Annotated in this window: 23 protein-coding genes and 1 pseudogene; 11 read left to right on the forward strand and 13 right to left on the reverse strand. The window is 64.1% G+C overall.

Going from position 1 to position 24,820, the window contains the following annotated elements; genetic code table 11:
• A partial coding sequence (locus NKF06_RS09505) for an extracellular solute-binding protein (RefSeq protein ID WP_253245240.1) occupies positions 1-778 on the forward strand: 778 nt, incomplete at its 5' end.
• A complete protein-coding gene (locus NKF06_RS09510) occupies positions 759-1,568 on the forward strand; it encodes an ABC transporter permease (RefSeq protein WP_253245241.1) in 810 nt (269 codons plus the stop codon). The genes NKF06_RS09505 and NKF06_RS09510, both read left to right, overlap by 20 nt.
• 230 nt (positions 1,569-1,798) lie before the next feature.
• Here the strand turns inward: NKF06_RS09510 and NKF06_RS21160 are convergent.
• From NKF06_RS21160 to NKF06_RS09525, 3 genes and pseudogenes are all read right to left on the reverse strand, one after another.
• A pseudogene (locus NKF06_RS21160) lies at positions 1,799-2,095 on the reverse strand (DUF1648 domain-containing protein); the annotation flags it as partial.
• Positions 2,092-4,272: a heavy metal translocating P-type ATPase gene (locus NKF06_RS09520; RefSeq protein ID WP_253245242.1), complete on the reverse strand. Its 2,181-nt coding sequence runs from the start codon at positions 4,270-4,272 to the stop codon at positions 2,092-2,094. The gene NKF06_RS09520 and the pseudogene NKF06_RS21160, both read right to left, overlap by 4 nt.
• Positions 4,273-4,395: 123 nt before the next feature.
• Positions 4,396-4,824 (reverse strand): universal stress protein, encoded by a 429-nt coding sequence (locus tag NKF06_RS09525; RefSeq protein ID WP_253245243.1) that lies wholly within the window; start codon positions 4,822-4,824, stop codon positions 4,396-4,398.
• Between the two features lie 882 nt (positions 4,825-5,706).
• Here NKF06_RS09525 and NKF06_RS09535 point away from each other — a divergent pair.
• The gene (locus tag NKF06_RS09535; protein ID WP_058828606.1) at positions 5,707-5,922 is read left to right on the forward strand and encodes a hypothetical protein; all 216 of its coding nucleotides are present in this window, start codon (positions 5,707-5,709) and stop codon (positions 5,920-5,922) included.
• An 84-nt stretch (positions 5,923-6,006) separates the two neighbouring features.
• On the opposite strand, the gene NKF06_RS09540 is transcribed toward NKF06_RS09535, so the two are convergent.
• Positions 6,007-6,516, reverse strand: coding sequence for a hypothetical protein (locus NKF06_RS09540; protein ID WP_253245244.1), 510 nt, complete (start codon positions 6,514-6,516; stop codon positions 6,007-6,009).
• A gap of 347 nt (positions 6,517-6,863) precedes the next feature.
• Between NKF06_RS09540 and NKF06_RS09545 the strand changes: the two genes are divergently transcribed.
• Positions 6,864-7,601, forward strand: a complete 738-nt coding sequence (locus tag NKF06_RS09545; RefSeq protein ID WP_253245245.1) for a sporulation protein — start codon at positions 6,864-6,866, stop codon at positions 7,599-7,601.
• An 81-nt stretch (positions 7,602-7,682) separates the two neighbouring features.
• Positions 7,683-8,693, forward strand: a complete 1,011-nt coding sequence (locus tag NKF06_RS09550; RefSeq protein ID WP_042665723.1) for an aldo/keto reductase — start codon at positions 7,683-7,685, stop codon at positions 8,691-8,693.
• An 18-nt stretch (positions 8,694-8,711) separates the two neighbouring features.
• Here NKF06_RS09550 and NKF06_RS09555 read toward each other — a convergent pair whose 3' ends face one another.
• On the reverse strand, positions 8,712-9,731 hold the full coding sequence (locus NKF06_RS09555; RefSeq protein WP_253245246.1) for a GNAT family N-acetyltransferase: 1,020 nt from the start codon (positions 9,729-9,731) through the stop codon (positions 8,712-8,714).
• Positions 9,732-10,016: 285 nt separating this feature from the next.
• Between NKF06_RS09555 and NKF06_RS09560 the strand changes: the two genes are divergently transcribed.
• The gene (locus NKF06_RS09560; protein ID WP_253245247.1) at positions 10,017-10,412 is read left to right on the forward strand and encodes a pyridoxamine 5'-phosphate oxidase family protein; all 396 of its coding nucleotides are present in this window, start codon (positions 10,017-10,019) and stop codon (positions 10,410-10,412) included.
• Between the two features lie 44 nt (positions 10,413-10,456).
• Here NKF06_RS09560 and NKF06_RS09565 read toward each other — a convergent pair whose 3' ends face one another.
• Genes NKF06_RS09565 through tenA form a run of 3 tightly spaced genes read right to left on the reverse strand, consistent with a single transcriptional unit; the run spans position 10,457 to position 13,532 of the window.
• Positions 10,457-11,986, reverse strand: a complete 1,530-nt coding sequence (locus NKF06_RS09565) for a sodium:proline symporter (RefSeq protein WP_253245248.1) — start codon at positions 11,984-11,986, stop codon at positions 10,457-10,459.
• Positions 11,980-12,870 carry a TenA family protein gene (locus tag NKF06_RS09570; RefSeq protein ID WP_253245249.1) on the reverse strand — a complete coding sequence of 297 codons (891 nt, stop codon included), beginning with the start codon at positions 12,868-12,870 and terminating at the stop codon, positions 11,980-11,982. Before NKF06_RS09570 ends, NKF06_RS09565 begins: the two co-directional genes overlap by 7 nt.
• Entirely contained in the window at positions 12,867-13,532 is a 666-nt protein-coding gene (gene tenA, locus NKF06_RS09575) for a thiaminase II (RefSeq protein ID WP_058828600.1), read from the reverse strand. The genes NKF06_RS09570 and tenA overlap by 4 nt, the downstream gene beginning before the upstream one ends.
• Positions 13,533-13,762: 230 nt before the next feature.
• Between tenA and NKF06_RS09580 the strand changes: the two genes are divergently transcribed.
• The 3 genes from NKF06_RS09580 (at position 13,763) to NKF06_RS09590 (ending at position 17,704) form a co-directional block, all read left to right on the forward strand.
• The gene (locus NKF06_RS09580) at positions 13,763-14,329 is read left to right on the forward strand and encodes a TATA-box-binding protein (RefSeq protein WP_058828599.1); all 567 of its coding nucleotides are present in this window, start codon (positions 13,763-13,765) and stop codon (positions 14,327-14,329) included.
• An 847-nt stretch (positions 14,330-15,176) separates the two neighbouring features.
• A complete protein-coding gene (locus NKF06_RS09585) occupies positions 15,177-16,409 on the forward strand; it encodes an orc1/cdc6 family replication initiation protein (protein WP_253245250.1) in 1,233 nt (410 codons plus the stop codon).
• A gap of 137 nt (positions 16,410-16,546) precedes the next feature.
• Positions 16,547-17,704, forward strand: a complete 1,158-nt coding sequence (locus NKF06_RS09590) for an ArgE/DapE family deacylase (RefSeq protein WP_253245251.1) — start codon at positions 16,547-16,549, stop codon at positions 17,702-17,704.
• Positions 17,705-17,757: 53 nt separating this feature from the next.
• On the opposite strand, the gene NKF06_RS09595 is transcribed toward NKF06_RS09590, so the two are convergent.
• A complete protein-coding gene (locus NKF06_RS09595) occupies positions 17,758-18,177 on the reverse strand; it encodes a heme-binding protein (RefSeq protein ID WP_007274164.1) in 420 nt (139 codons plus the stop codon).
• Between the two features lie 224 nt (positions 18,178-18,401).
• On the reverse strand, positions 18,402-19,649 hold the full coding sequence (glyA, locus tag NKF06_RS09600) for a serine hydroxymethyltransferase (protein ID WP_058828597.1): 1,248 nt from the start codon (positions 19,647-19,649) through the stop codon (positions 18,402-18,404).
• Positions 19,650-20,021: 372 nt separating this feature from the next.
• On the opposite strand from glyA, the gene ilvA reads away from it, so the two are divergent.
• Positions 20,022-21,257 carry a threonine ammonia-lyase gene (ilvA, locus tag NKF06_RS09605; protein WP_253245252.1) on the forward strand — a complete coding sequence of 412 codons (1,236 nt, stop codon included), beginning with the start codon at positions 20,022-20,024 and terminating at the stop codon, positions 21,255-21,257.
• Between the two features lie 163 nt (positions 21,258-21,420).
• Here the strand turns inward: ilvA and NKF06_RS09610 are convergent, their stop codons facing one another.
• Complete coding sequence (locus NKF06_RS09610) at positions 21,421-22,305, reverse strand: hypothetical protein (protein WP_253245253.1); 885 nt, start codon at positions 22,303-22,305, stop codon at positions 21,421-21,423.
• Positions 22,306-22,547: 242 nt separating this feature from the next.
• Between NKF06_RS09610 and NKF06_RS09615 the strand changes: the two genes are divergently transcribed.
• Positions 22,548-23,198, forward strand: a complete 651-nt coding sequence (locus NKF06_RS09615) for a helix-turn-helix domain-containing protein (protein WP_058828594.1) — start codon at positions 22,548-22,550, stop codon at positions 23,196-23,198.
• Positions 23,199-23,227: 29 nt separating this feature from the next.
• Here NKF06_RS09615 and NKF06_RS09620 read toward each other — a convergent pair whose 3' ends face one another.
• On the reverse strand, positions 23,228-23,602 hold the full coding sequence (locus tag NKF06_RS09620) for a hypothetical protein (RefSeq protein WP_253245254.1): 375 nt from the start codon (positions 23,600-23,602) through the stop codon (positions 23,228-23,230).
• Positions 23,595-24,737 (reverse strand): SRPBCC family protein, encoded by a 1,143-nt coding sequence (locus NKF06_RS09625; RefSeq protein WP_253245255.1) that lies wholly within the window; start codon positions 24,735-24,737, stop codon positions 23,595-23,597. The genes NKF06_RS09620 and NKF06_RS09625 overlap by 8 nt, the downstream gene beginning before the upstream one ends.
• Positions 24,738-24,820: the final 83 nt, after the last annotated feature.

Here is a 24,820-nt window from a genome sequence, read left to right on the forward strand (position 1 = left end):
CGCCGGGAGCCTCCAGCGGGCGCTCACCGCCGAGTTCGAAGCGCCGGAGGGAACCCGCGTCGAGGTCGAGGCACACGGCTCCGCGCGCGTGGCTCGGATGGTCGCCGACGACCAACGCGACCCCGACATCGTCGCCCTCGCGGACCCGACGCTGTTCGACGCGCCGCTTTCGGTCCCGTGGTACGCGACGTTCGCCAACAACGCGCTCGTCGTCGCGTACAACCCCCAGACCGACGGCGGCGAGCGAGTCGCCGACGCCGCGTCGTGGCCCGACGCCCTCCTCGACGACGACGTCAGTCTCGGCCGAACCGACCCCGACCTCGACCCGCTGGGCTACCGGACGCGGTTCGCGCTCGTGCTCGCCGCCGACTACTACGACCGACCGGCGCTCGCCAACGACCTGCTCCGCCGCGACCAGATATATCCCGAGACGCAACTGCTCGCGCAGTTCGACGCCGGCGGCGTCGATGCAGCGTTCGTCTACCGGAGCATGGCCGTCGAGCGTGACTACCCGTACCTCGAACTCCCGGCGGAAATTAACCTGAGCGACCCCGAACACGCGTCGGCGTACGCGTCGGTCTCCTACACGCTCCCGGAGGGCGTCACCGTCCGCGGCGGCCCCATCCGGTATGCTGCGACGCGACGAACCGACACGACGGCGGCGAAATCGGTGTTCGAGGCGCTTGTCGGGACCGCCGGCGAGTTCCTCGAACCCTCCGGGTTCACCGTGCGCGAGAGCCACCCACACTACTTCGGAGATGTCCCACCGAGAGCCTAACCGCCGCGAGAGCGGCGTCACGCGACTCCTACCCGAGACGTGGCGAGGTCTGACGCTGCTTCTCGCCGGGATGCTCCTCGTCTACTACCTGCTTCCTATCGGCGCGCTCGTCTTCGCGCAGTCGCCGGCGTCGCTGGTCGGCGACGTGACGAGCGAGGTCGTCCTGACCGCCGCCACCAACTCCGTCGTCGCGGCGACGCTGAGCACGCTGGTCGCCGTCGCCTTCGGCGTCCCCTTGGCTTACTGGCTCTCGCGCACGTCGTTCCGCGGCCGCGACGTGATCCTGGCGATGGTCATGCTCCCGCTCGTGCTCCCGCCGGTCGTCAGCGGGATGTTACTGCTCAAGCTGGTCGGCCCCGCGGGCCTCGGCCAACTGACGAGTGTTCCGCTCACGCGCTCGCTGGTCGGCGTCGTCCTCGCGCAGACCTACGTCGCCTCGCCGTTTCTGGTCGTGACCGCGAAGACGGCCTTCGACGGCGTGGACAGGCAACTCGAAGCGGCGGCCCGCTCGCTCGGTGAGGACCGCGTCGGGAGCGTCCGGCGCGTGACGCTCCCGCTGGCGAAACAGGGCATCCTCGCCGGCGTGACCCTGACGTTCGCGCGGGCGATGGGCGAGTTCGGCGCGACGCTCATGCTGGCGTACTACCCGCGGACGCTCCCGGTACAAATCTGGGTGTCGTACCTCTCGGCCGGCCTCGACGCCGCGTTCCCGGTCGCGCTCGTCCTCGTGGGCATCGCCGTCGGAGCGATTCTGTTGGTCCACGCGCTGGGGACGAACCCGTGGGAGTAAGCGGACAGGAGCGCAAGAGTCGTCAGGAGACGGTAACTTGACATCCTCCCCGCGCTGAAGGGCGTCACCAGAACGCGGAGCGTTCTGGTTGCCCGCCAGACGGAGTCTGGCGACGAGGATTCCCCACCGCAGTTGGGATATTGTGATTTACGACGTGACCTGTTCTCTCGGAGCGGGTCGATTCGCGGGATGGCGGCGAACGTGACAAGGAGCCCCGCGGTCAGAGCGGGAATGAGCCAGAGGGCAAGCAGCTTCGGCATCGTCCCGTTGGGCTCGCCACCCGCCCCCCAGTTCGTGACGAGCGCAGCGGGGAGCGATGGAGCGGCAAGCAAGCTCACGATACCGGACAGCACGACGAAGCCCGCAGCCGCGAGGAATCGGTGAATTGTCTTTATACTGGAACGTACGGCCTGCGTGGAGATGAACAGGCGGGTTGGAAAGTCCGTCGGCCTCTCATCATCGCGACAGACCGGCGGTCGTCCGAGCGACCTGAGGGAGTTCACTGCCGTCGCCCGTGACGTGCTCACCCACGAAAGCCGAGCAGCCGAAGGCCGTTCAGTGAGACGATGACCGTCGAGCCCTCGTGGCCGACGACTGCGAGCGGGAGCGGGATGCCTCGGAGGAGGATCGCACCGACCATGAGTGCAATCGCGCCGAAGGCGATTGCGAGGTTGATTGTGAGCGTCCGGCGAGTCCTGCGTCCGAGACCGAGTACGTAGGGAATCTTGCTGAGGTCGTCGCCCATCAGCACCACGTCGGCGGTGTCGAGTGCGACGTCGGTTCCCGCGCCGCCCATCGCGATGCCGAGGGTCGCCGTGGCGAGCGCCGGCGCGTCGTTGACGCCGTCGCCGACCATCGCCACGTTCTCGAATCGCCCGACCAAGTCCTCGATGGTCGCCACTTTCTCCTCCGGGAGCAGTTCGGCCTGTACCTCGTCAATGCCGACTTCGTCGGCGATGCGCTGTGCGACGCGCTCGTTGTCGCCCGTCAGCATGACGATGTGCTCCACGCCGAGCGAGCGGAGATCGTCGATCATCTCGGCCGCGCCGGGGCGAACGGTGTCGGTGAAGGCGAGCCACCCCGACACGCTGACGTCGCCGTGGCGCTCTCGGGCGACGAGGACGCTCGTTTTCCCCTCCGCCTCTAACGTCTGGAGACGGTCGAGGCCCGGGTCGAGACCATCGATCGCCGCGTCGCCGAGGGCGGTCTCGAAATAACTGCGGTTCCCGATGTGCGTCGTCGTGCCGTCGACGTCCGCTTTGACCCCCTTCCCGGCGACCGACTGGAACCGCTCCGCGTCGGGGACGTCGAGTGACCGAGCATCTGCCGCCCGCACCGTCGCACGGGCGAGGTGGTGCTCCGAGCGGGCCTGCACCGCGGCCACGACAGAGAGGAGTTCGTCCTCGGTTAGCGTCTCCTCTGCCGTGCCGTCACGGACGAACACGTCGGTCAACTGCGTGTCGCCCTGCGTGAGCGTCCCGGTTTTGTCGAAGGCGACCGCATCGATGCGCGCGGCGGTCTCGACGTGCTCGCCGCCCTTGAACAGGACGCCCTGTCTGCCTCCGGAGGCGATAGCTGAGAGGACTGCCGCGGGCGTCGAGATGATGACCGCACACGGCGAGGCGGCGACCATGAGCGTCATCGCGCGGTAGAACGTCCCGGTAAACTCACTCCCGAGCGCGACCGGAACGGCGATAGCGGCAATCGTGAGCCCGAACACGCCGAGGACGTACGGTTGTTCGAGGCGGTCGATGAGCCGCTGTGTCGGGGCCTTCTCGCTTTGGGCGCGTTCGACCATGTGGATGAGGCGGCTGATCGCCGATTCGTGTGCCTGCCGCGTGACTTCGATTTCGAGGCTTCCACTCTCGTTTATCGTGCCGCCGAACACCTCGTCACCGGGTACCTTGGGTACGGGAACTGATTCGCCGGTGAGCGAGGCTTGGTCCACCGTTCCCTCGCCGGACGTGACGATGCCGTCGAGCGGGATTCTGTCGCCGGGACGGACGACGAACACGTCGCCGATGGCGACCTCCTCGATGGGAACCGTAACCTCCTCACCATCGCGGAGGACCTGCGCCTCGTCCGGCCGCATCTCGACGAGGGACTTGATCGCCCGTCGCGAGCGGCCGATCGCGTAGTGCTGGAGCGTGTTCGACAGCGAAAACAGGAAGAGGAGCATCGCGCCCTCGAACGGTGAGCCGATAGAGAGCGCCCCGAGCGCGGCGACGATCATCAACAGGTCGATGTCGACAGCGCCGTGACGAATCGTCTCTATCGCCCCCTTGAGTCCGTACCAGCCACCGAAGGCGTACGCGACGCCGTAGCCGGTCCACATGAGGAGTGACGGTCCGCCGAGCCATCCCGTCGCCAGGCCGGTCACCATGCCGACCAGCGTCAGCCCGACGAACATGGCCTCCCGCCTGAGGTCCGATCGGGTGGTCGCCTCGTCGGGTGCCGTGTCGGGGTCGTCCCGAATCGAGACGTCGCGGTCGCGAACCGCTTCTCGAAGCTGTTCCTCCGAGGTGACGCTCTCGTCGTAGGTGATTCGAACGCTCCCCGTTCGGAACGAGACGTCGACGTCGTGGACGCCCGGCGTGTCTCGGAGGTGTCGTGCGAGGGCTCGTGCTCCCGCTTCGCCGCGACCGCCTCGTCGTTCGATCTGGACGGCACACGTCGAGAGCGGGGACGGTTCAGTAACGGTCACGCGGTCTCTCCATATACTGCATTCTGATTCTGTATTGTCGGTCTGTCATCGTGTCCCTGTCTGAGTGCAGACGAAATGGGCACCCACTATCGACCGCCCTCGCGTCCGTCTGGTCCGAATGGTTCAACTGACGATCGTCACCGGAATCCGCGCTCGGCGGGTGACTGTCTCGGCAACGCTCCCGAGGAGTGTACGGTCGATTCCCGAGGGGCCGTGGCTTCCCATGACAATCTGACCGATGTCGTGGTCGTCAGCGTATTCCAAGATTGCTCGTGCCGGTTTGTCGACTTCCGTGACGGTGACGAGTTCAGTATTCCGTTCCGCCGCGAGGTCCGTGACCGTGGTGTGGATTCCGGTCGCGACTTCTTTCGCATTCTCGTGCCAGTCTTCGGCGACTGGTAAGCCGCCAGCCTCCACGTCGATAACCGAGTCGAGCGGATTAATCACGTACATCGATGTGATGGACGCGTCCGGAAAGGTCTCAGTAGCATATGCGAGCGCGCGCTCTGAAAGCGGAGAGCCATCGAAGGCGACGAGAACGTTGACCGGCATGAGGAAACACTTCGTGGTGAGTAGAGATGAACGTACTGCCGCGCGAGTGGTGCTGTCGTTCATCTGGAAACTCGGCCATGCTTCTAGAAGCTGTGCAAGGCGAATGAGTGTTTGTACAGCGTCTACGGAGGGTAGGTACGTCAGTAGCGGTGATGTACCTTAGGCGTCTCTATCGCGGGCAGAGCATTCAAACGGAGTCTCCCCGTACATCGAGTATATCGGTGAGAGAGCGATCGTAGAAGCCAACGACAGTCAAGTGGAGTACGCCACAATCCCAGAGACTATCGACATCCTCAGATATGTCGCAGAGAGTTTGAGTCTCTCTTTCAGCCGGTGAGACGAGCCATACGTGACCGGACCGAGTCTCTACTTTATTATCGTCGCTGACATCGATTTCGGAAGATACATCGATCCACTGGGAGACAACACGTGGCCCGTCAAACAGTGCCGGTCAGTCGGCATCACATCCAATGAGTTCATCGACGCAGCCCGCAACGTGGCATTCAGCTGCGATGGGGCAGTCGTTATTGCCGCGGATAGGACGATCCAAGAACAAATGGTTCGCGTTCGGACTCCAAATGCTACTGAAGTGGTCGAAGAGCCACCCCTCGCTTATGCCGATTGGATGGGAACCAAACATCTCAGTGCGTTAGAAGTGTCCCTCCGGGAAGAGGTGCTTGCCAGTGTAACGCTGAGCGAAGAGAACGGCCGTGTGACCGTCTTTCGGAGTGGAGAATACACTGATCGCGAACGTGAGGAACTTGGAGGACGCTGGCGGACCACACATTGAGGTTGCGCGTCGGAACCCCACCACCGCGCGAGAGACCGAATCGGCACCCACCTTCTTTACGGAGCGTTCCGTGGTCGCGAATAGAGGACTCGATGACATCGAACCAGGGCGGACACACACCGCTTTCTCCTCGGGCGACGCGAGCGTTCGAGCACCTTCGGCCCCTCGTCGCCGACCGCGACGCGGGCATGCCCGTGACCGATGCGCGCCGCCGGGTTCGCTCGGCGGGCGAAGACCCCGAAGCCGTCGACGAACTCCTGAACAAGGGGTATCTCTACGAAGTCGAAGGCGACGTGTACGTGACGTGAGGGACGTCGTACTGGACTGGAGTGCGCGAGTGCGGGGCGTCGTGAAAAAACGGAGTAAGACGGCCTCACCGCGATGCCGATGGTTTACTGACCCGGTGGCGATGTTGGTCGAGTGACCTGGTTACCGACGCCAGAGACGACGTTCGTCTGGTACTCCCAGTCGCCACCGAACGCGGGCGGGCGGTCACCCGTGTACCGCGGGTCCGTCTCGTGGACGATGTTGTAGTTGTAGTTCCCGTTGTCGTCGTAGCCGCGACAGTTAATCTGGTTTCTGACCCAGCCGGTGTCTAGGAACGGGTCGTTCGCGTACGTTCCCCGGTACTGCACCTTGTAATCACAGATGGTGAGACGGTCCTGATCGAGTTCATCGATACTAGAGACCGTACCGTAAACCCGACCGTCGCCGAGGTCCCAGTACCAGTCTTCCTGCGGATACGCTCCCGAACCGTACTCGCCCTCGTACGCCAAGACCGACTTGTACGCGCCGGTAACGACCTCCCCCTCGTCAGGAATACCGTTGCCGTCTTCGTCGTCGAACTGGCTTTTCGCGGTCGAACTCGCGTTACCCACGCCGGAGAACGCGACGAGACTCACAAGTCCTGCCGCGCTCCGAAGGACGCCTCGTCGAGTTCGTGGTTTCGTTGTCACTTCTGAACACCTCGACTACTAGACAATTTCGAGGTGTAAATAGATATTTGTCTGTCATATCTAAACACTATCAGAACCTGCTGAGAGCCCCGTTTCAAAGGTAATTATGTGATTTTGAATTTCAATCCCAGCCTAATATTCATTTGTTTGTTATTTCTAACCGGACCGACAAGTCGCTATCTGGAGGGTCGGCGCGTGTGGCAGCGATTCGGTCGCTCTGAAAACCGACTGTTGCTCGGGGGTGAGCGAGCCACGAGACACTTACACCGCGGGCGAGACGTGCGGCGTGCATCATGAAGAAGGTCCTCGCACGAATCGGAATCGGCAACGCAACCGTCGATACCGTCCTCCCCTCCGACACCGTCCGTCCCGGCGAGACGGTCGTTGCAGAAGTGCGCATCGAAGGCGGTTCGACGGAGCAGGAAATCGGGAAAATTCGGTTCGAACTGGAGACCCGCTACCGGACCGAAGAGGGCTACCGAGAGGTCGACATCGCACAGTACACTCTCGCGGAGAGCCTCACTATCCAACCGGACGAACGGGAGACGCGAGAGGTCTCGCTCGACATCCCTCACGGAACGCCCGTCACGCTCGGCAACGTCGACGTGTGGGTCGAAACCGAACTCGACATCGAGTTGGCTGTCGACCCCGAAGACAAAGACTACCTGAACGTCCGGCCGACGCCGCGGCTGCAAGCCGTCTTTGACGCGCTCGACGATCTCGGTTTCTCGCTGCACAGCGCCGAGTGCGAGGCCGACCCCCACGGCGTTTTCACCTCGACTCGGCGCTTCGTACAGGAGTTCGAGTTCCGACCCACGTCGGGGCCGTTCGCCGGCGAGTTGGACGAACTCGAAGTCGTGCCCCGGCCGGGTGAAGACGCGCTCGAACTGCACATCGAAGTCGACCGTCGCGGCGGCGTACTGAGCGAGCTTAGCGACTTGGACGAGCGAACGGTCCAGACGACGGTTCGGACCACCGACGCGAGCGAGGTGCGCGACGAACTGGAATCGCTGATTCGCGCGAACGCCTGACGACGGAACGCGGGGTGACTCACCCCAATCGCCTTCCGGCTACCCAACGCTTTTGCGTCGATTCGGCGTATCCCCGCGGGCATGACGACACCCGACGACATCGACCTGGGCTTCGTGCCGTTCGGCGAGACGGGCCTCCAGACGAGCGAACTCCAGTTCGGAACGTGGCGGTTCGGCAAGGAGACCGAACAGGGCAACGTCGAAATCGACGAGGAGCGCGCGCACGAACTGCTCGACGCCTACGAGGCGGCCGGCGGGCGCTTCATCGACACCGCAGACATCTACGGCGGCGGCGCGAGCGAGCGCTGGATCGGCGACTGGCTCGAAGACCGAGACCGAGAGCGGTTCACCATCGCGTCCAAAATTTACTGGCAGATTCGCGACGGCGACCCGAACAGCCGCGGGACGAACCGGAAGAACATCCGGCACCGCATCGACGCCCTGCTCGACCGCCTCGACACCGACTACGTGGACGTGCTCTACATCCACCGCTGGGACGACGAGACGCCCACGCGCGAGATGATGAAGACGCTCAACGGCCTCGTCGAAGACGGGAAGGTCCACTACCTCGGTGCGTCGACGCTCCGCCCGAACGCGTGGAAGGTCGCGAAGGCGAACGAAATCGCCCGTGCCGAGGGCTGGGAGCCGTTCACCGTCGCCCAGCCGCGGTACAACCTCGTCGACCGCGAAATCGAGGGAGACTACCTCGAGATGACCCGCTCGTACGGCATCGCGGTCTGCCCGTGGAGCCCGCTCGGACAGGGCTTCCTCACCGGGAAGTACACCCGCGAGGACGGCCTCACCGGCGAGTCCCGCGCCGCGGAGTCCAGCCGGTTCGAGGAGTCGTATCTGACGGCGGAGAACTTCGACGTGCACGACGAACTCGACGCGGTCGCCGAGGAAGTCGACGCGACGCCCGCTCAGACGGCGCTCGCGTGGCTCATGCATCGCGACGGCGTCACGGCACCCATCGTCGGCGCGCGCACGGTGGAGCAACTGACCGAGAACCTCGAAGCCGCCGCTATCGACCTCACGGACGAGCAGGTCGACCGCCTGACCGAGGCGAAGCCCGATCCCTACGCGGGGCTCTAACGGTCTATCTGGGCAGGATTACACGCCCTCACGAATCGTCTTGTAGAGGTGTGCGAGCGTCTTCATCCCCGCCGCGTTCCGTTCGAGACTGTAGAAGGGGTGGAGTTCGGGGTTGAACTTCGCCTTGTATCGGTTGATGCGGCGGTTGTTCGCGCCGACGAGGTCGTAGGTCGTCCGCCCGCGGTCCATCGCGTCGCGCATGATACGCCAGTCGAGCAGGTCGTTGACGGCGAGGTCTGTCTCCACGTCGGTCCGCACGCCACCTTGCCACCGCGACACCGTCTCCTTGTAGTCGACGACGAGGATGCCGCCGACGAACTCGCCGTCGGTCCGAAGGACGTAGGGTCGTATCTGCCCCTCGGGGAGGGTGGTGTAGAGGTCCGTGACGAACGCCGGGGTCGACCGATACGAGATGCCCTGTGATTCGTAGCGCGAGGCGACCTGTTCGACGATTTGCTCGATTGCTTCGGGACCGCCCTCCTCGATGGAGTACGCGTCGTCGGGCGCGTTCCGGATGTTCGACCGGGCGTCGCTACTGAAGCTCATAAACACGTCGTCGACGCCGGGCGAGAGGTCGACGTGATAGGTGTACTGCGGCGTTATCGCGTAGTCGTTCCACGAGAAAGCTCTGAGGTCGTCGTACCGACCGTCGAGGCGGATGTGGGTGTAGCGCGGTCGAATCTCGTCGCGGACCCATTCGAGGCAGGCGTCGATGAACTCGTGGTGTCGACCCTCACGCTTTCGCTGTTTCATGTGGTCCATGTTCAAGAGGACCGGACCGAGGTACGCGACGCGAAGCTCCGGCGGCGGCGAGAACACCGTCGCTATCGGTCCCTTGTCGATGCGGAACATCGGAAACAAGCCGACGACTTCCTCGCCTTTTCGTCCGACGAGCGGAACCAACTCCGCGCCGGCGTGCGCAGCCTGAATTTCCAGCGCGTCGTACTGATGGAACGCGTTGCCGTGCGGTGACTGTTCGACGAACGCGTCCCAACTGTGGACGTCATCTCCAGTCGCCCGCCGAACCTCGATACTCATGAGTAGGGTGCCTGAACTGTCGCGTCCGACCCCTTTGTTATGCACCCGTTATGAGGGTTATTCCGGCCGATTCGGACGGATGACAACTACGTTCCGGCTGGCGTTAGGAATGACTAAACAGAACAGAGAGATGACATGAAAATAGAGAGTTCGGGTGTTCACGGAGCGGGGGAGGTGAGACGAGAGTTATCAGAACCGACAGTACCCGCCGTCGCGGGGACTACCCTCGCGTTTGTAAGACCCGGTCGAAGCCATCGTTTTACGCCGAGAGACCGATATCCGACTATGACTGGCCTCTCCGAACGCGCCGCGTCGCTCGTGACGAGCGAACCGCTCATGGCGCACCTCGCGACCAGCGTCGACGACCGCCCTCACGTCGCTCCCGTCTGGTTCGACTACGCGGACGACCGTGGAGTAATCGAGGTGCTCACCACGGGCCGGAAGCTCGCCAACATTCGCGAGAATCCGCGCGTCGCGCTCTCAATCCAGAAAGACGAGAAGGGACAGGCACAGTGGAAGGTGACGATTCTCGGGACGGCAACCGTCGTCACCGACGACGATGAGGCCGTTCGAGATGCCACGCGGCGAATCAACCGGAAGTACGGGGCCGAAGAATCCGCGTGGCCCGAAAACGAACTCGTCCGAATCTCGGTGGGGACCGCGACGGTCAGCGAGTACTGAAGTCGTCCAGTCGGCCGACGGTGCGTCAGTCGGACGACGGCGCCTCAGTCGGACGACGGCGCGTCGGTTCGGCTGTCGTCGAATCGCCGAATCTCCCGCGAGAGCCGACCGAGGTCGAACCCGGCATCCGTGAGCCGGGCGGTGACGAGCGCCGCCGCCGTCGACACCACGAACGCCCCGCCGAAGGAGGTGAGATACAGCGGATCGGCGGCGGGAAGCAGGCCGCCGACGACCGGAATCGACGTGATGATGCCGCGGAGGTCGGGGAAGAACGCGAGGCCAACGGCGAGCCCGGTGAGACTGCTCGCGAGCGCACCGAGACCGGTGATTCGAGTCGAGTACAGCCCGTAGACGAGGGGGAAGGCGACCGCCGCGCCGAGCAGGTCGGCGAAGAAGAACAGCCGGAGGACGCTCTGGGCACGGAGACTGACGTAAATCGCGGCGACCGCGACGGCAATTGTGAGCGCCCGCGACCCGACCGCGAGGCGGCGGTCGCTCGGCTCCGCGAGCAGGCGGGCGAGGTCCGCAGTCACGAGGCTCGAAAGCGCGTTGAACAACGTGTCGATGGAACTCATCACGAGCAGGAGCGCGAGGAGAACCGCCGCGAGGACGAGCCACTCGGGGAACGCCTCGCCGAGGAGGACGAAGAAGGCGGCGTCGGCGTTGTAACCTGCGCTCGCGGGATCGGTGACGACGGCGGCGTTGCCGACCGCGACGACGCCGAAGAAAGCGGTGACGAACACGATAGCACCGTTGGCGAGCGCCGCGGTCCGGAAGCTCCGCCCGACCGTCTCCGACGAGTCGGCCGCGTAGATACGTTGCCACCACGTCTGGTTGATGAGTTCCGCGCCGAGGATGGCGAACGCGAGCGCGAGACCGAACTGCAGGCCGGCGACCGCGCCGAGATCGAGGAGCGCGGGGTTCGTCGCCGTGATACCGTCGATGGCGGCGGTGGGACCACCGAGCGCGACGAGCGCGCCGACGAACGCGAGCAGCAAGAGCGGGATGACGATGACTGCTTGGACCGCGTCGGTTGCGATGCTAGCACGGAGGCCGCCGTAGCTCGTGTAGAGGAGGACGAAGCCACCGACGAGGAGCGCGGTCTGCCACTGCGGGACGCCGGCGACGAGCGCGAGCGCGCCGGCAATGCCGGTCAGTTCGGCGGCGAGGAAGATGAACATGTAGAGTGCGCTCACGAGGAGGACGAAGGCGTACATCGCGGTCCCGTAGCGGGCGTGAGCGTACTCGGTCAGGGAGTGGCCTTCGGGGATGAGTTCCCGAATTCGCGGACCGAGGCGGGCGTAGACGAGCATCGGGACTGCCTCGCCGACCGCGTAGCCGACGACGGCCGCGATACCGAAGCTCGCGCCCGCTTCGGGGGCCGAAAAGAGCACCCAAACGCCCATGACGGACGCGACGAGCGTCGCGGTCGTTCGCCGGCTCCCTGCGGAGCCGCGGGCGCTGATGAGGTCCTCGACGGAGCCGACGCGACCGCGGGAGAACCACACGCCGACGCCGGTAAACGCGACGAGCGTCGCGACGGTCAGCCCGAGCGCGACGGTCGAACTCACCATCGGCCGTCACCTGGTTGGGAAGCGCCGCCGTCGCCCGACTGTGAGGACGCGGGCGAGGTCGCAGTCGCGGTCGAATCGCCGGACGGAGCCAGTTCGTACGCCTCGTCGAAGAACGCAACCTCCAGTTCGACCGTGCGGCGGAACAGCTGTTCGAGCCGCCGTTGTCGGCGCGGCGAAGCGGCCGCGCCCTCGCGGTCGAGTTCGGCCCGCAGCCACTCGACGAACGCCTCGAAGTCGTCGACTTCGTGGAGGTCAACCCACTCAGAGAGGTAGAACCGCGAAGGCGATTCGTCGGGGTTGGTATGGCCGTCGGCCGCATCGGTCGCCCACGACAGGTAGACCCACTCGGCGGGAACGAGGACCGCCAGCGTCTCGGCGTACCCGCCCTGCCCCGCGGCGCGTTCGAGGAGGTCGATAAAGGCGCGCGTCGCTGGCGTGGTCTTCGGCTCCGAGTAGACCGACTCGGGCACGTCGAGCGCGTCGAACGCCCGCAGGAAGTAGTCGTCCTCGTCGTCGGTGAGAACGCCGAGGAACGAGACGAGTTCCGACTTCGACTCCATGGTCGGCGCGGTGCCGACAGCGTGGCCGAAGACGCCGACGAGCGTCTCCACGAAGGCGTAATCCTGTACGAGGTACTGCCTGAACACGTCGTCTGCGAGTTCGTCTGCGGCGAGTTCTCGCGTCAGTCGATGAGCGGTCGCGTCGTCCCACGAATCGCCCGCGCGCTCGCGGAGCCAGTCGGTGAATCGCGGGTCAGACCGCGACGCGGCGAACTCGTCGTACGTCTCGGAGGTCGATGGGCCTGTGTCGGGCGAGTCTAACGAACCGGATGAGTCTGACGAACCGGGCGAACCAGTCGAGTTGGATGAGTCGGCGTCGGTCATAGGGGCCACTCCTCTCGCCGCCAGGCGGCGTCCCAAAACAGGTACTCGTACTGCGCCGACGTGCGGAACAGGTCGCGGTAGCGTTCGCGGTCCGACTCGGTCGCGCTCGCGGCCACGTCGTCCATGAGCGCCTTACACCAGTCGGTGAGTTCGGTGAACTCGTCGCCGGCGTACATCTCGACCCACGCGGCGTACTGTTCGTGGTCCGGAGTCCCCGCGTCGGCGAGTCGGCGTCCCGTCTCGTTGAACCCCCACATACAGGGAAGCAGGGCGGCGACGATGTCGCCGAACGAGCCGAGCGTCGCGGTGCGAACGAGGAAATCAGTATAGGCGCGGGTCGTCGGCGACGGCGTCGTGGCTTCGAGTTCGTCGGGGTCGATGCCGAACTCGGCGGCGTAGCTCCGGTGGAGATCCATCTCCTCGTTGACGGTCGATTCGAGGAGGCTCGCGAACGTCCCCATGGAATCGAGCGTCGGGGCCTTCGCGGCACCGAGCGCAAAGAGGCGACTGTACTCGACGAGGTAGACGTAGTCCTGCCGTACCCAGTAGCGGAACGGCTCCTCGTCGAGGCTCCCCTCCCCGAGTCGGACGACCATCGGATGGTCGAGGATGGCCGACCAGAACTCGTCGGCCTCGTCGTGAATCGTGTCTGTGAACGCCATGGAGAGTAATTGAAGAAGACGCTGAAAAGAATTATGATGAGGTAATATTCATTGGTTATCTCATGTGGAGCACGTCCCGACTGTTGTCCGACCGCCGGTCTCAAGTTGTCCAGTAAGCCGGCCGCCCGATCAGTGGTGGGTTAGCCGTCCAGTTGTCCAGTTGTCCGGTGATTAACGCGTGTGAACGACCCCGGTAGTTTAAGTCGAGCGAGTGTCAACGAATCCACAAGATGTCGCACGTGAACGCCATCGGGTCCATCGAGATTCAGAACGTCGTCGCTTCGACGGAGGTTCCGGTCGAACTCGACCTCGAACGACTCTCGCTCGATATGGACGGGACGGACTACGACCCCGAGAACTTCCCCGGACTCGTCTATCGAACCCGAGACCCGAAGTCGGCGTGTCTCGTCTTCCGGTCTGGAAAAATCGTCTGTACCGGCGCGGACAGCGTCGACGACGTGAGCACGGCCATCGAAACACTGTTCGACGAGTTCACCGACCTCGGCGTACCCGTTCCCGAGGACGCGGATATCACCGTGCAGAACATCGTTTCGAGCGCCGACCTCGGCGGGGCGCTCAACCTGAACGCGCTGGCCATCGGGCTCGGTCTCGAAGCCGTCGAGTACGAACCCGAGCAGTTCCCCGGACTCGTCTACCGCCTCGACGAACCGAGCGTCGTCGTCCTCATGTTCGGAAGCGGGAAAATCGTGATTACGGGGGCGAAGCGGACTACCGACGCCGAAGCGGCGCTTGAGACGGTCGACGAGGACGTTCGCGAGCTCGGACTGCTCGGGTGAGCACTCGGTGGGTATTCGACGGGTACTCGGTGGCCGTTGAGACACCGGGTGGCGTACTGACGTGTTGGCAAAGCTGGGAAGGCGGTGAACTAGAGGTCGGTCGACGGTACCGGTGCTGACAGTGATTGTTTTCGGGTTGTTGTCTGTCGGCTCCCGCTTCTCGTCTGTCCCGTCTCCTTTAGTGTCTGATTCGTTGCTTGTTGTTGTGTTGTTGTGTTGAGTAGTAGAACTAGTAGTCTAGCTACTAGTGTCAGTTCGATACGTCAGTGAAGAAAACGCCATCGCGTCGTTGGATGCGTGTCGAGGTGTCGTGGCTGGTCTTCGAAATAGGTGTTGTTCATGATTCGCCCGTCTGTGTTCGGGAGCACACACACACCCCCCTCGCGTTTGTAACGGCTACGCCAGACCCTAGACCGATTCAACACACCCCCCTCGCGTTTGTAAATCTAGGGGCAAAATCAACCGGCAACACCCCGCTCGCCGACCCACCCCCACACCGATTCGCGTTACATTCGCGAGGGTGGTGTGTCTGCACCGCCGCTCGCGTCACTCGACGTTACAAACGCGACGGTACTCCCCCGCTCGATTACAAACGCGAGGGTGGTCTCTCGGAGGTCGAGTTACAAACGCGAGTGTACCCCCACCGGCCACGTCTTCCTCGTGGCCGTCTCGCACGTTACAAACGCGAGGGTGGTGTCTGACAGCCTTACTTGCGCGATACTACTCGTTGATCGTCGAATCCAAAACCGGGACTGAAATCCCGCTCAAACGGCCGTATTTGTCGCTGTTACAAACGCGAGTCCACCCCTTCACCTTTATTACGGGTGAGTATGAATAGCGAACTCACATGACATCGGACGAGAGCGAGGGTGGGACTCGCGACCCGCTGTTTCGCTACGACCAGCCTATCTTCGCGAACGAGGATATCCTCAAAATCTCTCACCTCCCGGGTCCCGACAAGATCGTCGGTCGCGACGAGCACATGTCGAAAGTCGCACAGGCGCTCAACCCCGCCATCTTCGGACGCGAACCGACCCACCTGTTCATCTTCGGTAAGACGGGGTCGGGTAAGACGCTCACCGCCCGACTCGTGAGCGAACGACTCCAGCACGAGGCGGTCCGCGAAGACGTCGACGTTCGAATCGCCGTCATCGACTGCGGCGAACAGCACACCGAGGCGTCGGTCATCAAAACGCTCGCCTCGCAGGTCAACGACCCGTCGAAAAGCGGAATGACGATTCCCGAGCGCGGCCTGTCGACCGGCGACTACTACAACCGCCTGTGGCAGGTGCTCGACACCTGTTCCGACGTGACCATCGTCATCCTCGACGAGATAGACATGCTCCGCGACGACGAGGTGCTTCGAAAGCTCTCGCGCGCGGGCGAGAATCAAAAGATCGTGGACTCGCGTATCGGCATCATTGGCATCTCGAACAAAATCGACTACCCCGAGGAACTCACGGAGCGCGTCAAATCGAGCTTCGCCCACGACGAACTCGTCTTCCCGTCGTACGACGCGAATCAGCTCCGCGAAATCCTCGAAAACCGGAAGGACGCGTTCAAACCCGGCGTCCTCACCGACGACGTGATTCCCCTCGCCAGCGCGCTCGCCGCCCAGGAACACGGCGACGCCCGGAAGGCCATCGACATCCTTCGGAACGCCGGTCGCATCGCGCGCAACGAGAGCACCGAGACCGTCACCGACGACCACGTGCGGGCGGCGAAAGAAAAGAGCGAGGCCGACCGCTTCAGCGAACTCCTCGAAGGGACCGCCACGCAGTCGAAGGCCGTCCTCTACTCGCTCGTCCTCCAGACCGGCGGCCGAAAGACCGCCGAGATTACGACGAACAAGATCTACCGACAGTATCTCACCGTCGCCGACGACCTCGACATGGACCAACTCTCCGAGCGCCGCGTGCAGGAACTCCTGCAGGAACTCGACTTCCTCAACGTCATCCAGTCGGAAGTCCGGGGCCGCGGCCGCGGGCAGGGCGTCCACGGGACTCACCGCCTGCTCGAAGACCCGGACATCGTCAAGCGGGTGCTTCTCCGGGACAGCCGTATCTCCACGCTCGAATAGCGACACGCGACGCGCGACACGTAACACACGACACACGACGTTCGCACGAATCCTTCGACGCCTGCGCCCGCGTCGGAAAAAAGCTACCGCACGAACCATTATCCCGCGTCCGTCTCTGTCGATAGACGACCGAAACCATGGACGAGGAGTTACGCTCGTTGCTCACGGGTCTCGTCGAAATCGAGACTGAGAACCCGCCGGGAGACGAGGCGGCGGCGGCGAAGTTCGTGTACGACTGGCTCGAATCCCGAGGCGTCTCAGCGACGCTCGTCGAGGAACCGTATCCCGACCGACCGCAGGTCGCGGCGCGCGTCGGCGACGGCGAGCCCTCGGTCGTCCTCAACGGCCATCTCGACGTGGTCCCGGCGGGCGACCGTGACAAGTGGACGCACCCGCCGTACGAACCGACCGTCAGAGACGGCAGACTGTACGGCCGCGGGAGTGCGGACATGAAGTGCGGCGTCGCCCTCGCGATGCTCGCGACGGTCGAGTTCGCCGACGCGCTCGATGCTGGGGCCCTCGACGGCTCGCTCGTGTTCCACGCCGCGGTCGGCGAAGAGACGGCCGAACCGGGAACGAAGACGCTCCTCGAACGCGGTTACGACGGTGAGTACGGCGTCGTGCTCGAACCGACGGCGCTGCGGACCGCGACGAGCGCGAAGGGGCTCGGATGGTACGAGATTTCCGTCGGCGGCGACCCGTCGCACGCGAGCCGGCCCGACGAGGGGGACAACGCGATTGGGAACGCCCGTCCCGTTCTCGACGCGCTCGAAGCGTACGACGAGGAGATTCGAGCGCGCTCCGACTCGCTCGTCGGTCACCCGACCGCGACGGTCACGCGGTTCGAGGCGGGGACGAAGGAGAACGTCGTCCCGGAGAGCGCGACGATAACGGTCGACCGGCGGTTCGTTCCCGCGGAGTCCGTCGAGGAAGTCGACGCCGAAATCGACGCGCTACTCTCCGACGTCGCGGCCGAACACGACCTGCGCGTCGAGTGGACGCGAACGCGGGTCTACGAGTCCGCGGCGGTTCCGACCGACAGCGACATCGCGACGCGCTTTCGGGACGCGGCCGCCGAGCACGCGGATATCGACCCCGAGCCGTGGGGAATCCGGGCGGCGACCGACGTTCGGAACCTCGTCAACGACGCCGGGATGGACGCAATCACGTGGGGTCCGGGGTCGATGGCGCAGGCCCACGCCTACGACGAGTACATCGAACTGTCGGAGGTCGAAGCGGGGTACGACATCCTCCGTACGGCGCTCCGCGGGCTGTTCGAAGACGGCGGGAACTGAGCACTCGACCGTCGGGCGAACGGCCCGAAAAAAGCGGCAGACGGTGACTCCGGTTATTCGACGAGTTCTTCGAACCGTTCGACCGCGGCGCTCGCGACCGCCATGTCTTCGGACACCTCGCCGCCGCTGACGCCGACAGTTCCGACGATTTCGCCGTCGACTTCGAGCGGATAGCCGCCGCCGAAGACGACGAGTCGGTTCTCGTCGGTCGTCTGGAGACCCCAGAGCGATTCGCCGGGGGTGGTCGGTTCGGCGAGTTCGTGCGTGGGCGTCTGGAGCGCGGCCGCCGTGTACGCCTTGTTCCGGGAGATGTCGACGCTCGCGAGCCACGCGTCGTCCATTCGGTGCTGTGCGATGAGGTTACCCTCCGGGTTCGCGACCGTAATCACCATTCGCAGTCCCATCGATTCAGCTTCCGCTTCCGCCGCTTCGATGAGTACTTTCGCCGTCTCGAGATTGATTGCATCGGACATATCGCTTCGTCGCAACCGGTATCGACGACCCTACTTATACGTGCGCCGCGGGCCCCGACCGACCGGACGATTTCGCTTCTTTCCCTCGATTTCGGGCGTCTGAATGACCCTCGAACGGCTCGGACGAGAGAACAACAAACGTACGAATATTTACAAATTGTGTCGGCCTTCGGCGGGGCCGTATCGGGAGGGCGTTCGGCTCGGGGCGAACAGCCCCTGCGCAGTCAGTCGTACAGCGGGTACTCGTCGGTCAGTTCGTCGACCTTCTGGTCGACGAACCCCTTGACTGACTCGTCGTGCGGCGCGTCGACGACTTCATAGATGAGGTCGGCGACGGTCCGGCAGGCCTCCTCGTCGAAACCGCGGGTTGTCAACGCGGGCGTGCCGGCACGAATCCCGCTCGGGTTGAACGCCGAGCGACTCTCGCCGGGGACCGTGTTGGCGTTGAGGACGATACCGACCTCTTCGAGGGCCGCTTCCACGTCCTTGCCGGTCGTGTCCGGGTGCGACGGCCGGAGGTCCACGAGCACCAAGTGGGTGTCCGTGCCTCCGGAGACGAGTTCGAGGCCGCGCTCCTGTAGCCGCTCGCCGAGGGCGGCGGCGTTATCGACGACCTGCGACGCGTACTCCTCGAACTCGGGAGTCAGCGCCTCGCCGAAGCCGACGGCCTTGCCGGCGACGTTGTGCAGTATCGGCCCGCCTTGGAGGCCGGGGAAGACCGCGGAATCGACGTCGTCGGCGTGTTCTTCGTCGCACATGATGATGCCGCCGCGACCCGACCGAATCGTCTTGTGGGTCGAACCGGTGACGAAGTCCGCGGTGCCGACGGGAGACGAGTGTTCGCCCGCGGCGACGAGGCCCGTGATGTGGGCGATGTCGGCGAGGTGGTACGCATCGACCGCCTCGGCCGCGGCCTGTACGCGCTCCCAGTCGACCTCCCGGGGGTACGCGGAGTACCCCGAGATGACGATGTCCGGGTCGAACTCCTCGGCCTTCTCGGCGAGTTGCTCGTAGTCGACGTAGCCGGTCTCGGCGTCGACCTCGTACTGTTCGACCTCGTACGTCTTCCCCGCGACGTTCACCGGATGTCCGTGGCTCAGGTGGCCGCCGTGGGTCAAATCGAGCGAGAGAATCTTGTCGCCGGGTTCGAGCACGGTGAGGAACACACCCATGTTCGCCTGCGACCCCGAATGCGGTTGGACGTTGACGTGGTCGGCGCCCCAGAGTTCCTTGGCGCGGTCGATGGCGAGTTGTTCGACCTCGTCGGCGTGCTCACAGCCGCCGTAGTACCGGCTTCCCGGGTAGCCCTCGGCGTAGTTGTTCGTCAGCTCCGAGCTTTGGGCCTCCATGACCGCCTCGCTGACGTGGTTCTCGCTCGCGATCATGGCGAGCGTGTCGTTCTGCCGCCGGCGTTCGCCCGTCAGCGCGTCGGCGACGGCCGGGTCGGTCTCTCGAACGGTGTCGTAAGGCATCGTGAGTGCATCTCGACTCTGCGGTATAACGCTTCGCCGACCCCCCGAGACGAGGGCGGAACGACGCACCAGAACCACAACGTGACAGGACACGTATGTTCTGTGTTCGGGTCGATATGCGTGGTGAGTGTCTCTTGGATATCCCCGAAAGATAATCCGAACTGGGTTCGCTAACGGCCAAAATCGGCATATTATCTGTTCAGCTTCCGCCAAGACGAGCGCCGACCGGCGATAGCTCTATATTCGAACTTCGTCACGTTTCTCACATACCGTGCTAAGAACTATCACAGACTACGGAAAGTCCCGGAACCGAGGGGACACGCGCGTGCCGTCACTGCGCACCGTGGGGCCGACCGACGAGGTGTCTCGCCGATGAGTGAGGCCGAGTCCCTCCCGGTACAGTACAGTGATATCGAGCGCGCGCGCGAGCGACTCGAAAACGAGCGCGTCGTCAAGCGGACGCCGATAGAGCGGAGCACCTCGCTCGGCGACCTCGTCGGCGCGGACGTGTACCTGAAGATGGAACACCTCCAGTGGACGGGATCGTTCAAGACGCGGGGTGCGTACAACAAGATTCGACAGGATACCGACCGCGGAATCGACGAGTTCGTGGCCGCGAGCGCCGGCAACCACGCGCAGGGCGTCGCGCTCGCTGCGACCGAGTGCGGGGCCGACTCCACGGTCGTGATGCCGGAGAACGCCCCGCAGACGAAAATCGACGCGACGCGCGACTACGGCGCGTCGGTCGAGCTCGTCGGCGAGGACTTCCAGGAGACGATGGCGTACGCCCAGTCGCTCGCCGAAGGGTCGGACGCCGAGTTCGTCCACGCGTACGACGACTGCGACATCGTCGCCGGGCAGGGAACGCTCGGCGTCGAGATGTACCGCGACCTCCCCGAGGTGGACACCGTGGTTGTCCCCATCGGTGGTGGCGGCCTCATCTCGGGTATCGCCACTGCGATAAAACACCACGACCCCGACATTCGCGTCGTCGGCGTGCAGGCCGCTGGCGCGGAGACGGTCCACGAGAGCCTCGACAAAGGCGTTCCCGTGACGCTCGACGACACGAACACCATCGCCGACGGCATCGCCACCGGCGGTATCTCCGAGTTGACGCTCCGAACCATCGAGGAACACGTCGACGAGGTCGTCACAGTCTCCGACGGGGAAATCGCGGAGGCCATCCTCCTCTTGCTCGAACGCGCCAAGCAGGTCGTGGAGGGTGCCGGTGCCGCCTCCGTCGCCGCCGTGCTGAGCGACGACCTCGATGTCGAGGGCGAGACCGTCATGCCGCTTCTCTGCGGGGGAAATCTGGACATGACGATGCTCCAGACGGTGCTCGTTCACGCGCTGACCAGCCGTCGCCAGACGCTCCGTCTCCGGGTTCGAATCCGGGACGAACCGGGCGAGATGGCGCGACTTTCGCAACTCATCGCCGACCGCGACGCGAACATTCACGACGTTCGCCACGTCCGCGCCGTCGACGCCCTCGACGTCGGCGAGGCCCATCTCCTGTTCCGAATCGAGACGAAAGGGGCCGAACACGCGGCGGCCGTCGTGGACACGATAGAGGACGCGGGCTATGCGGTCGACGACGTTTCGGCCTGACGATAGCCCCGCGTCGCCCGTCGCACTCGGTCTCTTCCCGCCGCTTGCCTACAAAAATAATATTTTTGACACGCTGTGTGAGTCCAGACGGAACACAGCTTGAACGACGGGCGTACCGGCGCTCTCCCCGCGAACCGAATCATCGACACAGACGAAGCGTCCGCTACGTCTCTCCGGCCGACTGCCTGATGCGCGCCACGACGTCCTCTCGACCCACGTCCGGGTCGTCGTCGGTCGTGAGTCGGCCCATCACGAATTCGAGCAGGTCGAGGTCTTGGAGCAGGTCGAGCGCGTCCATGCGTTCGAGGTCGAGCGCCTTGCCGAACTCGTAGACGGTCTTGGCGTCGTTGGCGGCATCGGCGAGTTGGCCGATTGTGACGGACTCGGGGAGGCCGATACCGTCGGCGAGCGCCTCGGGCGAGCCGTCGCCATCCGTCGCGGGCGTCGGTGGTCGCTCGACGCCCGTCGGTTCGCCGGCAAGCGACGTTTCGTACGACGAGGGCTCGTGGACGCCTTGGTCGATCATGTACCTGCGGACCGTCTCGTCGGTCACGTCCATCTCGAAGGCGTCGGCCATCCGCTCGAACGTGTCGTACCGCGCGTACACGGCTTCGAGGTACGTCGTGTCTTCGAACGCCGGCACGTTCGGATTCCGAACGGCTTCGGGTAGTTCGGTATCGGCATCGGCATCGTCGTCGGCTGTCTCGGTTGAACTCGTCGTTGGCGCCTCGGTCGCGACCGTGACGACGACCGCCGGGTCGCCGTCGAGCGTGATGTCCGCGGCGTCGACGGCGACGTGCTCGCGGTCGCTCGGCAAGACGTCGTCGACACCGAGCGTGAGCCCAATCGACCCGTTGGATTCGAACGAAGCCCCTTGGATTCGAACGGGAGCGTCGCCGTCGGCGTCCGACGAGAGCGTGAACTTGACGTCCGCGGACGCGCCCGACTCCGTGACCGCCACGGACGACTCGCGGACGCTCGCGGCGTCCATCCGCTCGCACTCTTCGAGGAATTCGCCCAGTCGCCGAAGTGATGTGCCCACGCTCATTGTCCGTTCCGATGGACGCGCCGGGACTCCCTGAAAAGCGGTGTGGAATACTGAGTCAGTTTATATAGTCCCTCAGAATATGCGGCGAAAATTATAAACAAGGATCTGATGTTCAAACTACTATATCGTGCTCACGAGAAACGCTTCTGTCGCGAACGTCGAAACGACTTCGCGACCTTCAACCGAACCGGCAGTCTGGTTTGCCCGGTGTCGAATCTCTGTATCCACGAGGTGAAGACACGATGAGTCTAATAACCGTTGCCGACATCGCGCACGATGACCTCGCGCTGACGCCGACGATTCAGTCGGAGGCCGCGAGCGAGATAGACGTTATCTCTCAATCCGCGACCGACCCCGAGACCGGCCTGTTCTTCTTCGTCGTGGAGTGCGCAGACGTTTCGGCGTTCGAAGCGGCGCTGGAGGTCGACCACACGGTCAGCGACTGGCAGCTCGTCTCCGAGCGGGAGGAGTCCGCGGTGTATCGCATCGGACACACGCCGGATACGATCCTCCTCTCGCCTATCATCACGGAACTCGGCGGGCTCATGCTCGACGCGTGTAGCAACGACACGGCGGGCTGGCGGGTCCGGATCCAACTCTCGGACCGCGAGGCGCTCTCGGAACTGTGGGAGTACTGCGAGTCGAACGATATCTCCTTCGAGCTGAACCGGATGTTCCGACAGGACGGCTGGATGAACGGCGAGCCGAGCAAGCTGACCGACGCCCAGCGCGATGCGCTCGTCGCCGCCTACGAACACGGCTACTTCGAGGAGCCCCGAGAGGCGGCGCTAGACGACCTTTCGGAGGTTCTCGACATCTCGCCGACGGCCGTCAGCGGACGCATCAGGCGGGGGACCGCGGAGCTGGTCGAGTCGATTCTCCTCGACGAGTGACCGGGTGACACCCCGAAAAAAGTCGGGAGTTAAACCACGAGGACGTAGTCGTCCCGCGGTTCGTAGATTTCGCCGCTCATCCGCAGGTCGCGGACGGCATCGAGCGTTTCCCCGATGGCGACGCCGTTGTCTGCGAGCGCCGCGGCGAGTCGTCCGAGTTCGACGCCATCCGGGTGGTTATCGCCGAGTTCGGTGAGCGCCGTTTTCACGTCGCCGCTCCCGACGTCGGCGTCGAACGCGACGCGCTCCCACTCGACGTCGTGGCCGGTGACGTTCGCGTGTCGCCGATACAGTTCGACGGCGTCGTTCGGCTCCGTGACGGAGACGTGGAGGTCGCACGCCGGGCAGGTGACGACGCCGGCGTGTGGTTTTTCGGCTAGTTTGGCATCCTCGTTGTCAGGCATTGTAAGCGTCCTGTGCGAGGCGGTGCAGTTTGTGGACGGTGTGTTCGTTCGGACCGAGCTGTGCCTGCCCGAGCGCGCCGGACGTGAGTCCCTCGTACTGCCGTTCGACGAGCTCGAAGTCCTCCTCCTGGAGCTGTCGGCTCGTCTGAACGAACTTCTCTTCTTCTTCCGACAGGTCGGCGTCGCGGAAGTAGTAGTCCGCGATGAGTTGGAAGCGCCCCTCGTCGATGGGGTCGATGATGTACGTGCCGTAGCCGTCGGCGGTGCCGTACATGTTGACCGTGAAGTTCGGCCAGAAGTAGTAGAACTTGGCCTCGTGTTCGGGGTGGATGCGCATCTCGTCGTCGACGTCCTCTTTGTGCTTGTAGTGAAGCACCCAGTGGTAGTCGTTGACTTCGAGTTCGGAGTCCATGAGTTCGAGCCCCTGCACCCAGTCTTGATGGTTCGCCTGACAGTGGTCGCACTCCGAGTAGTTCCCGCTGAACGTCTTCCAGTTGCACTCGACTTCGGAGACGTAGCGCCGGGCGTGCTCGTACTCGCCGAGCGGCAGGTCCTCGAGTTCCGTCTTCATCGACCCGGCCTGTTCGGCCAGCGAGAGGCTCGGTTCGTCCTCGAAGTTGACGAACACGAGCGGCCCGATGGCGTCCGTGTTGACCTCCATGAGTCCGTTCTCTTCGGGGTCGAGTTCGCTGACGGCGTCGTCGTCGAGGTCCGGGTTCAGGCTCGCCTCCTCGAAGCTCTTGGGGGTGCTCTGGAGCGTCCCGTCGAGTTCGTACGCCCAGAGGTGGTACGGGCAGGTGATTCGATTGAGGGTTCCGGTGTCGGTCATCGGCGTATCGTCGAGCATCTTCGACCCGCGGTGGGCACAGACGTTGTAGAACGCCCGCACGTCGCCCTCGCCGTCGCGGGTGACGATAATCTGCTTGTCACCGATGGTTCGCGTGAAGTAGTCGCCCGCGTCCGGGATGTGGGTCTCGTGGCCCGCGTAGACCCAGTACTGACCGAACACTTTCTCCTTTTCCATCTCGTGGACTTCCGGGTCGGTGAAGTACCTCGCCGGTAGCGCGTTCGTTTCAGCGGTGATATCAGCACTTACTGCACCGACTTCGTCACGATTGTTGTTCCACCGTGTCATGGGAAGAAGAAACACACATTTGTGGAAAAGGGTTCGTCGGGAATAGTTGAGCCGTATAAGTGGTGGTAGATATCCGTGAGCCG

Origin of the sequence: Haloferax sp. AB510, assembly GCF_024136985.1 — an archaeon.
In the GTDB taxonomy this organism is placed as follows: Archaea; Halobacteriota; Halobacteria; order Halobacteriales; family Haloferacaceae; genus Haloferax.

Bases quoted from the DNA above. Each gene is read 5' to 3' on its own strand.
- NKF06_RS09510 (WP_253245241.1), top strand. From the start codon at position 759: ATGTCCCACCGAGAGCCTAACCGCCGCGAGAGCGGCGTCACGCGACTC.
- NKF06_RS09525 (WP_253245243.1), bottom strand. From the start codon at position 4,824: ATGCCGGTCAACGTTCTCGTCGCCTTCGATGGCTCTCCGCTTTCAGAG.
- NKF06_RS09535 (WP_058828606.1), top strand. From the start codon at position 5,707: ATGACATCGAACCAGGGCGGACACACACCGCTTTCTCCTCGGGCGACG.
- NKF06_RS09545 (WP_253245245.1), top strand. From the start codon at position 6,864: ATGAAGAAGGTCCTCGCACGAATCGGAATCGGCAACGCAACCGTCGAT.
- NKF06_RS09550 (WP_042665723.1), top strand. From the start codon at position 7,683: ATGACGACACCCGACGACATCGACCTGGGCTTCGTGCCGTTCGGCGAG.
- NKF06_RS09555 (WP_253245246.1), bottom strand. From the start codon at position 9,731: ATGAGTATCGAGGTTCGGCGGGCGACTGGAGATGACGTCCACAGTTGG.
- NKF06_RS09560 (WP_253245247.1), top strand. From the start codon at position 10,017: ATGACTGGCCTCTCCGAACGCGCCGCGTCGCTCGTGACGAGCGAACCG.
- NKF06_RS09565 (WP_253245248.1), bottom strand. From the start codon at position 11,986: ATGGTGAGTTCGACCGTCGCGCTCGGGCTGACCGTCGCGACGCTCGTC.
- NKF06_RS09570 (WP_253245249.1), bottom strand. From the start codon at position 12,870: ATGACCGACGCCGACTCATCCAACTCGACTGGTTCGCCCGGTTCGTCA.
- tenA (WP_058828600.1), bottom strand. From the start codon at position 13,532: ATGGCGTTCACAGACACGATTCACGACGAGGCCGACGAGTTCTGGTCG.
- NKF06_RS09580 (WP_058828599.1), top strand. From the start codon at position 13,763: ATGTCGCACGTGAACGCCATCGGGTCCATCGAGATTCAGAACGTCGTC.
- NKF06_RS09585 (WP_253245250.1), top strand. From the start codon at position 15,177: ATGACATCGGACGAGAGCGAGGGTGGGACTCGCGACCCGCTGTTTCGC.
- NKF06_RS09590 (WP_253245251.1), top strand. From the start codon at position 16,547: ATGGACGAGGAGTTACGCTCGTTGCTCACGGGTCTCGTCGAAATCGAG.
- NKF06_RS09595 (WP_007274164.1), bottom strand. From the start codon at position 18,177: ATGTCCGATGCAATCAATCTCGAGACGGCGAAAGTACTCATCGAAGCG.
- glyA (WP_058828597.1), bottom strand. From the start codon at position 19,649: ATGCCTTACGACACCGTTCGAGAGACCGACCCGGCCGTCGCCGACGCG.
- ilvA (WP_253245252.1), top strand. From the start codon at position 20,022: ATGAGTGAGGCCGAGTCCCTCCCGGTACAGTACAGTGATATCGAGCGC.
- NKF06_RS09610 (WP_253245253.1), bottom strand. From the start codon at position 22,305: ATGAGCGTGGGCACATCACTTCGGCGACTGGGCGAATTCCTCGAAGAG.
- NKF06_RS09615 (WP_058828594.1), top strand. From the start codon at position 22,548: ATGAGTCTAATAACCGTTGCCGACATCGCGCACGATGACCTCGCGCTG.
- NKF06_RS09620 (WP_253245254.1), bottom strand. From the start codon at position 23,602: ATGCCTGACAACGAGGATGCCAAACTAGCCGAAAAACCACACGCCGGC.
- NKF06_RS09625 (WP_253245255.1), bottom strand. From the start codon at position 24,737: ATGACACGGTGGAACAACAATCGTGACGAAGTCGGTGCAGTAAGTGCT.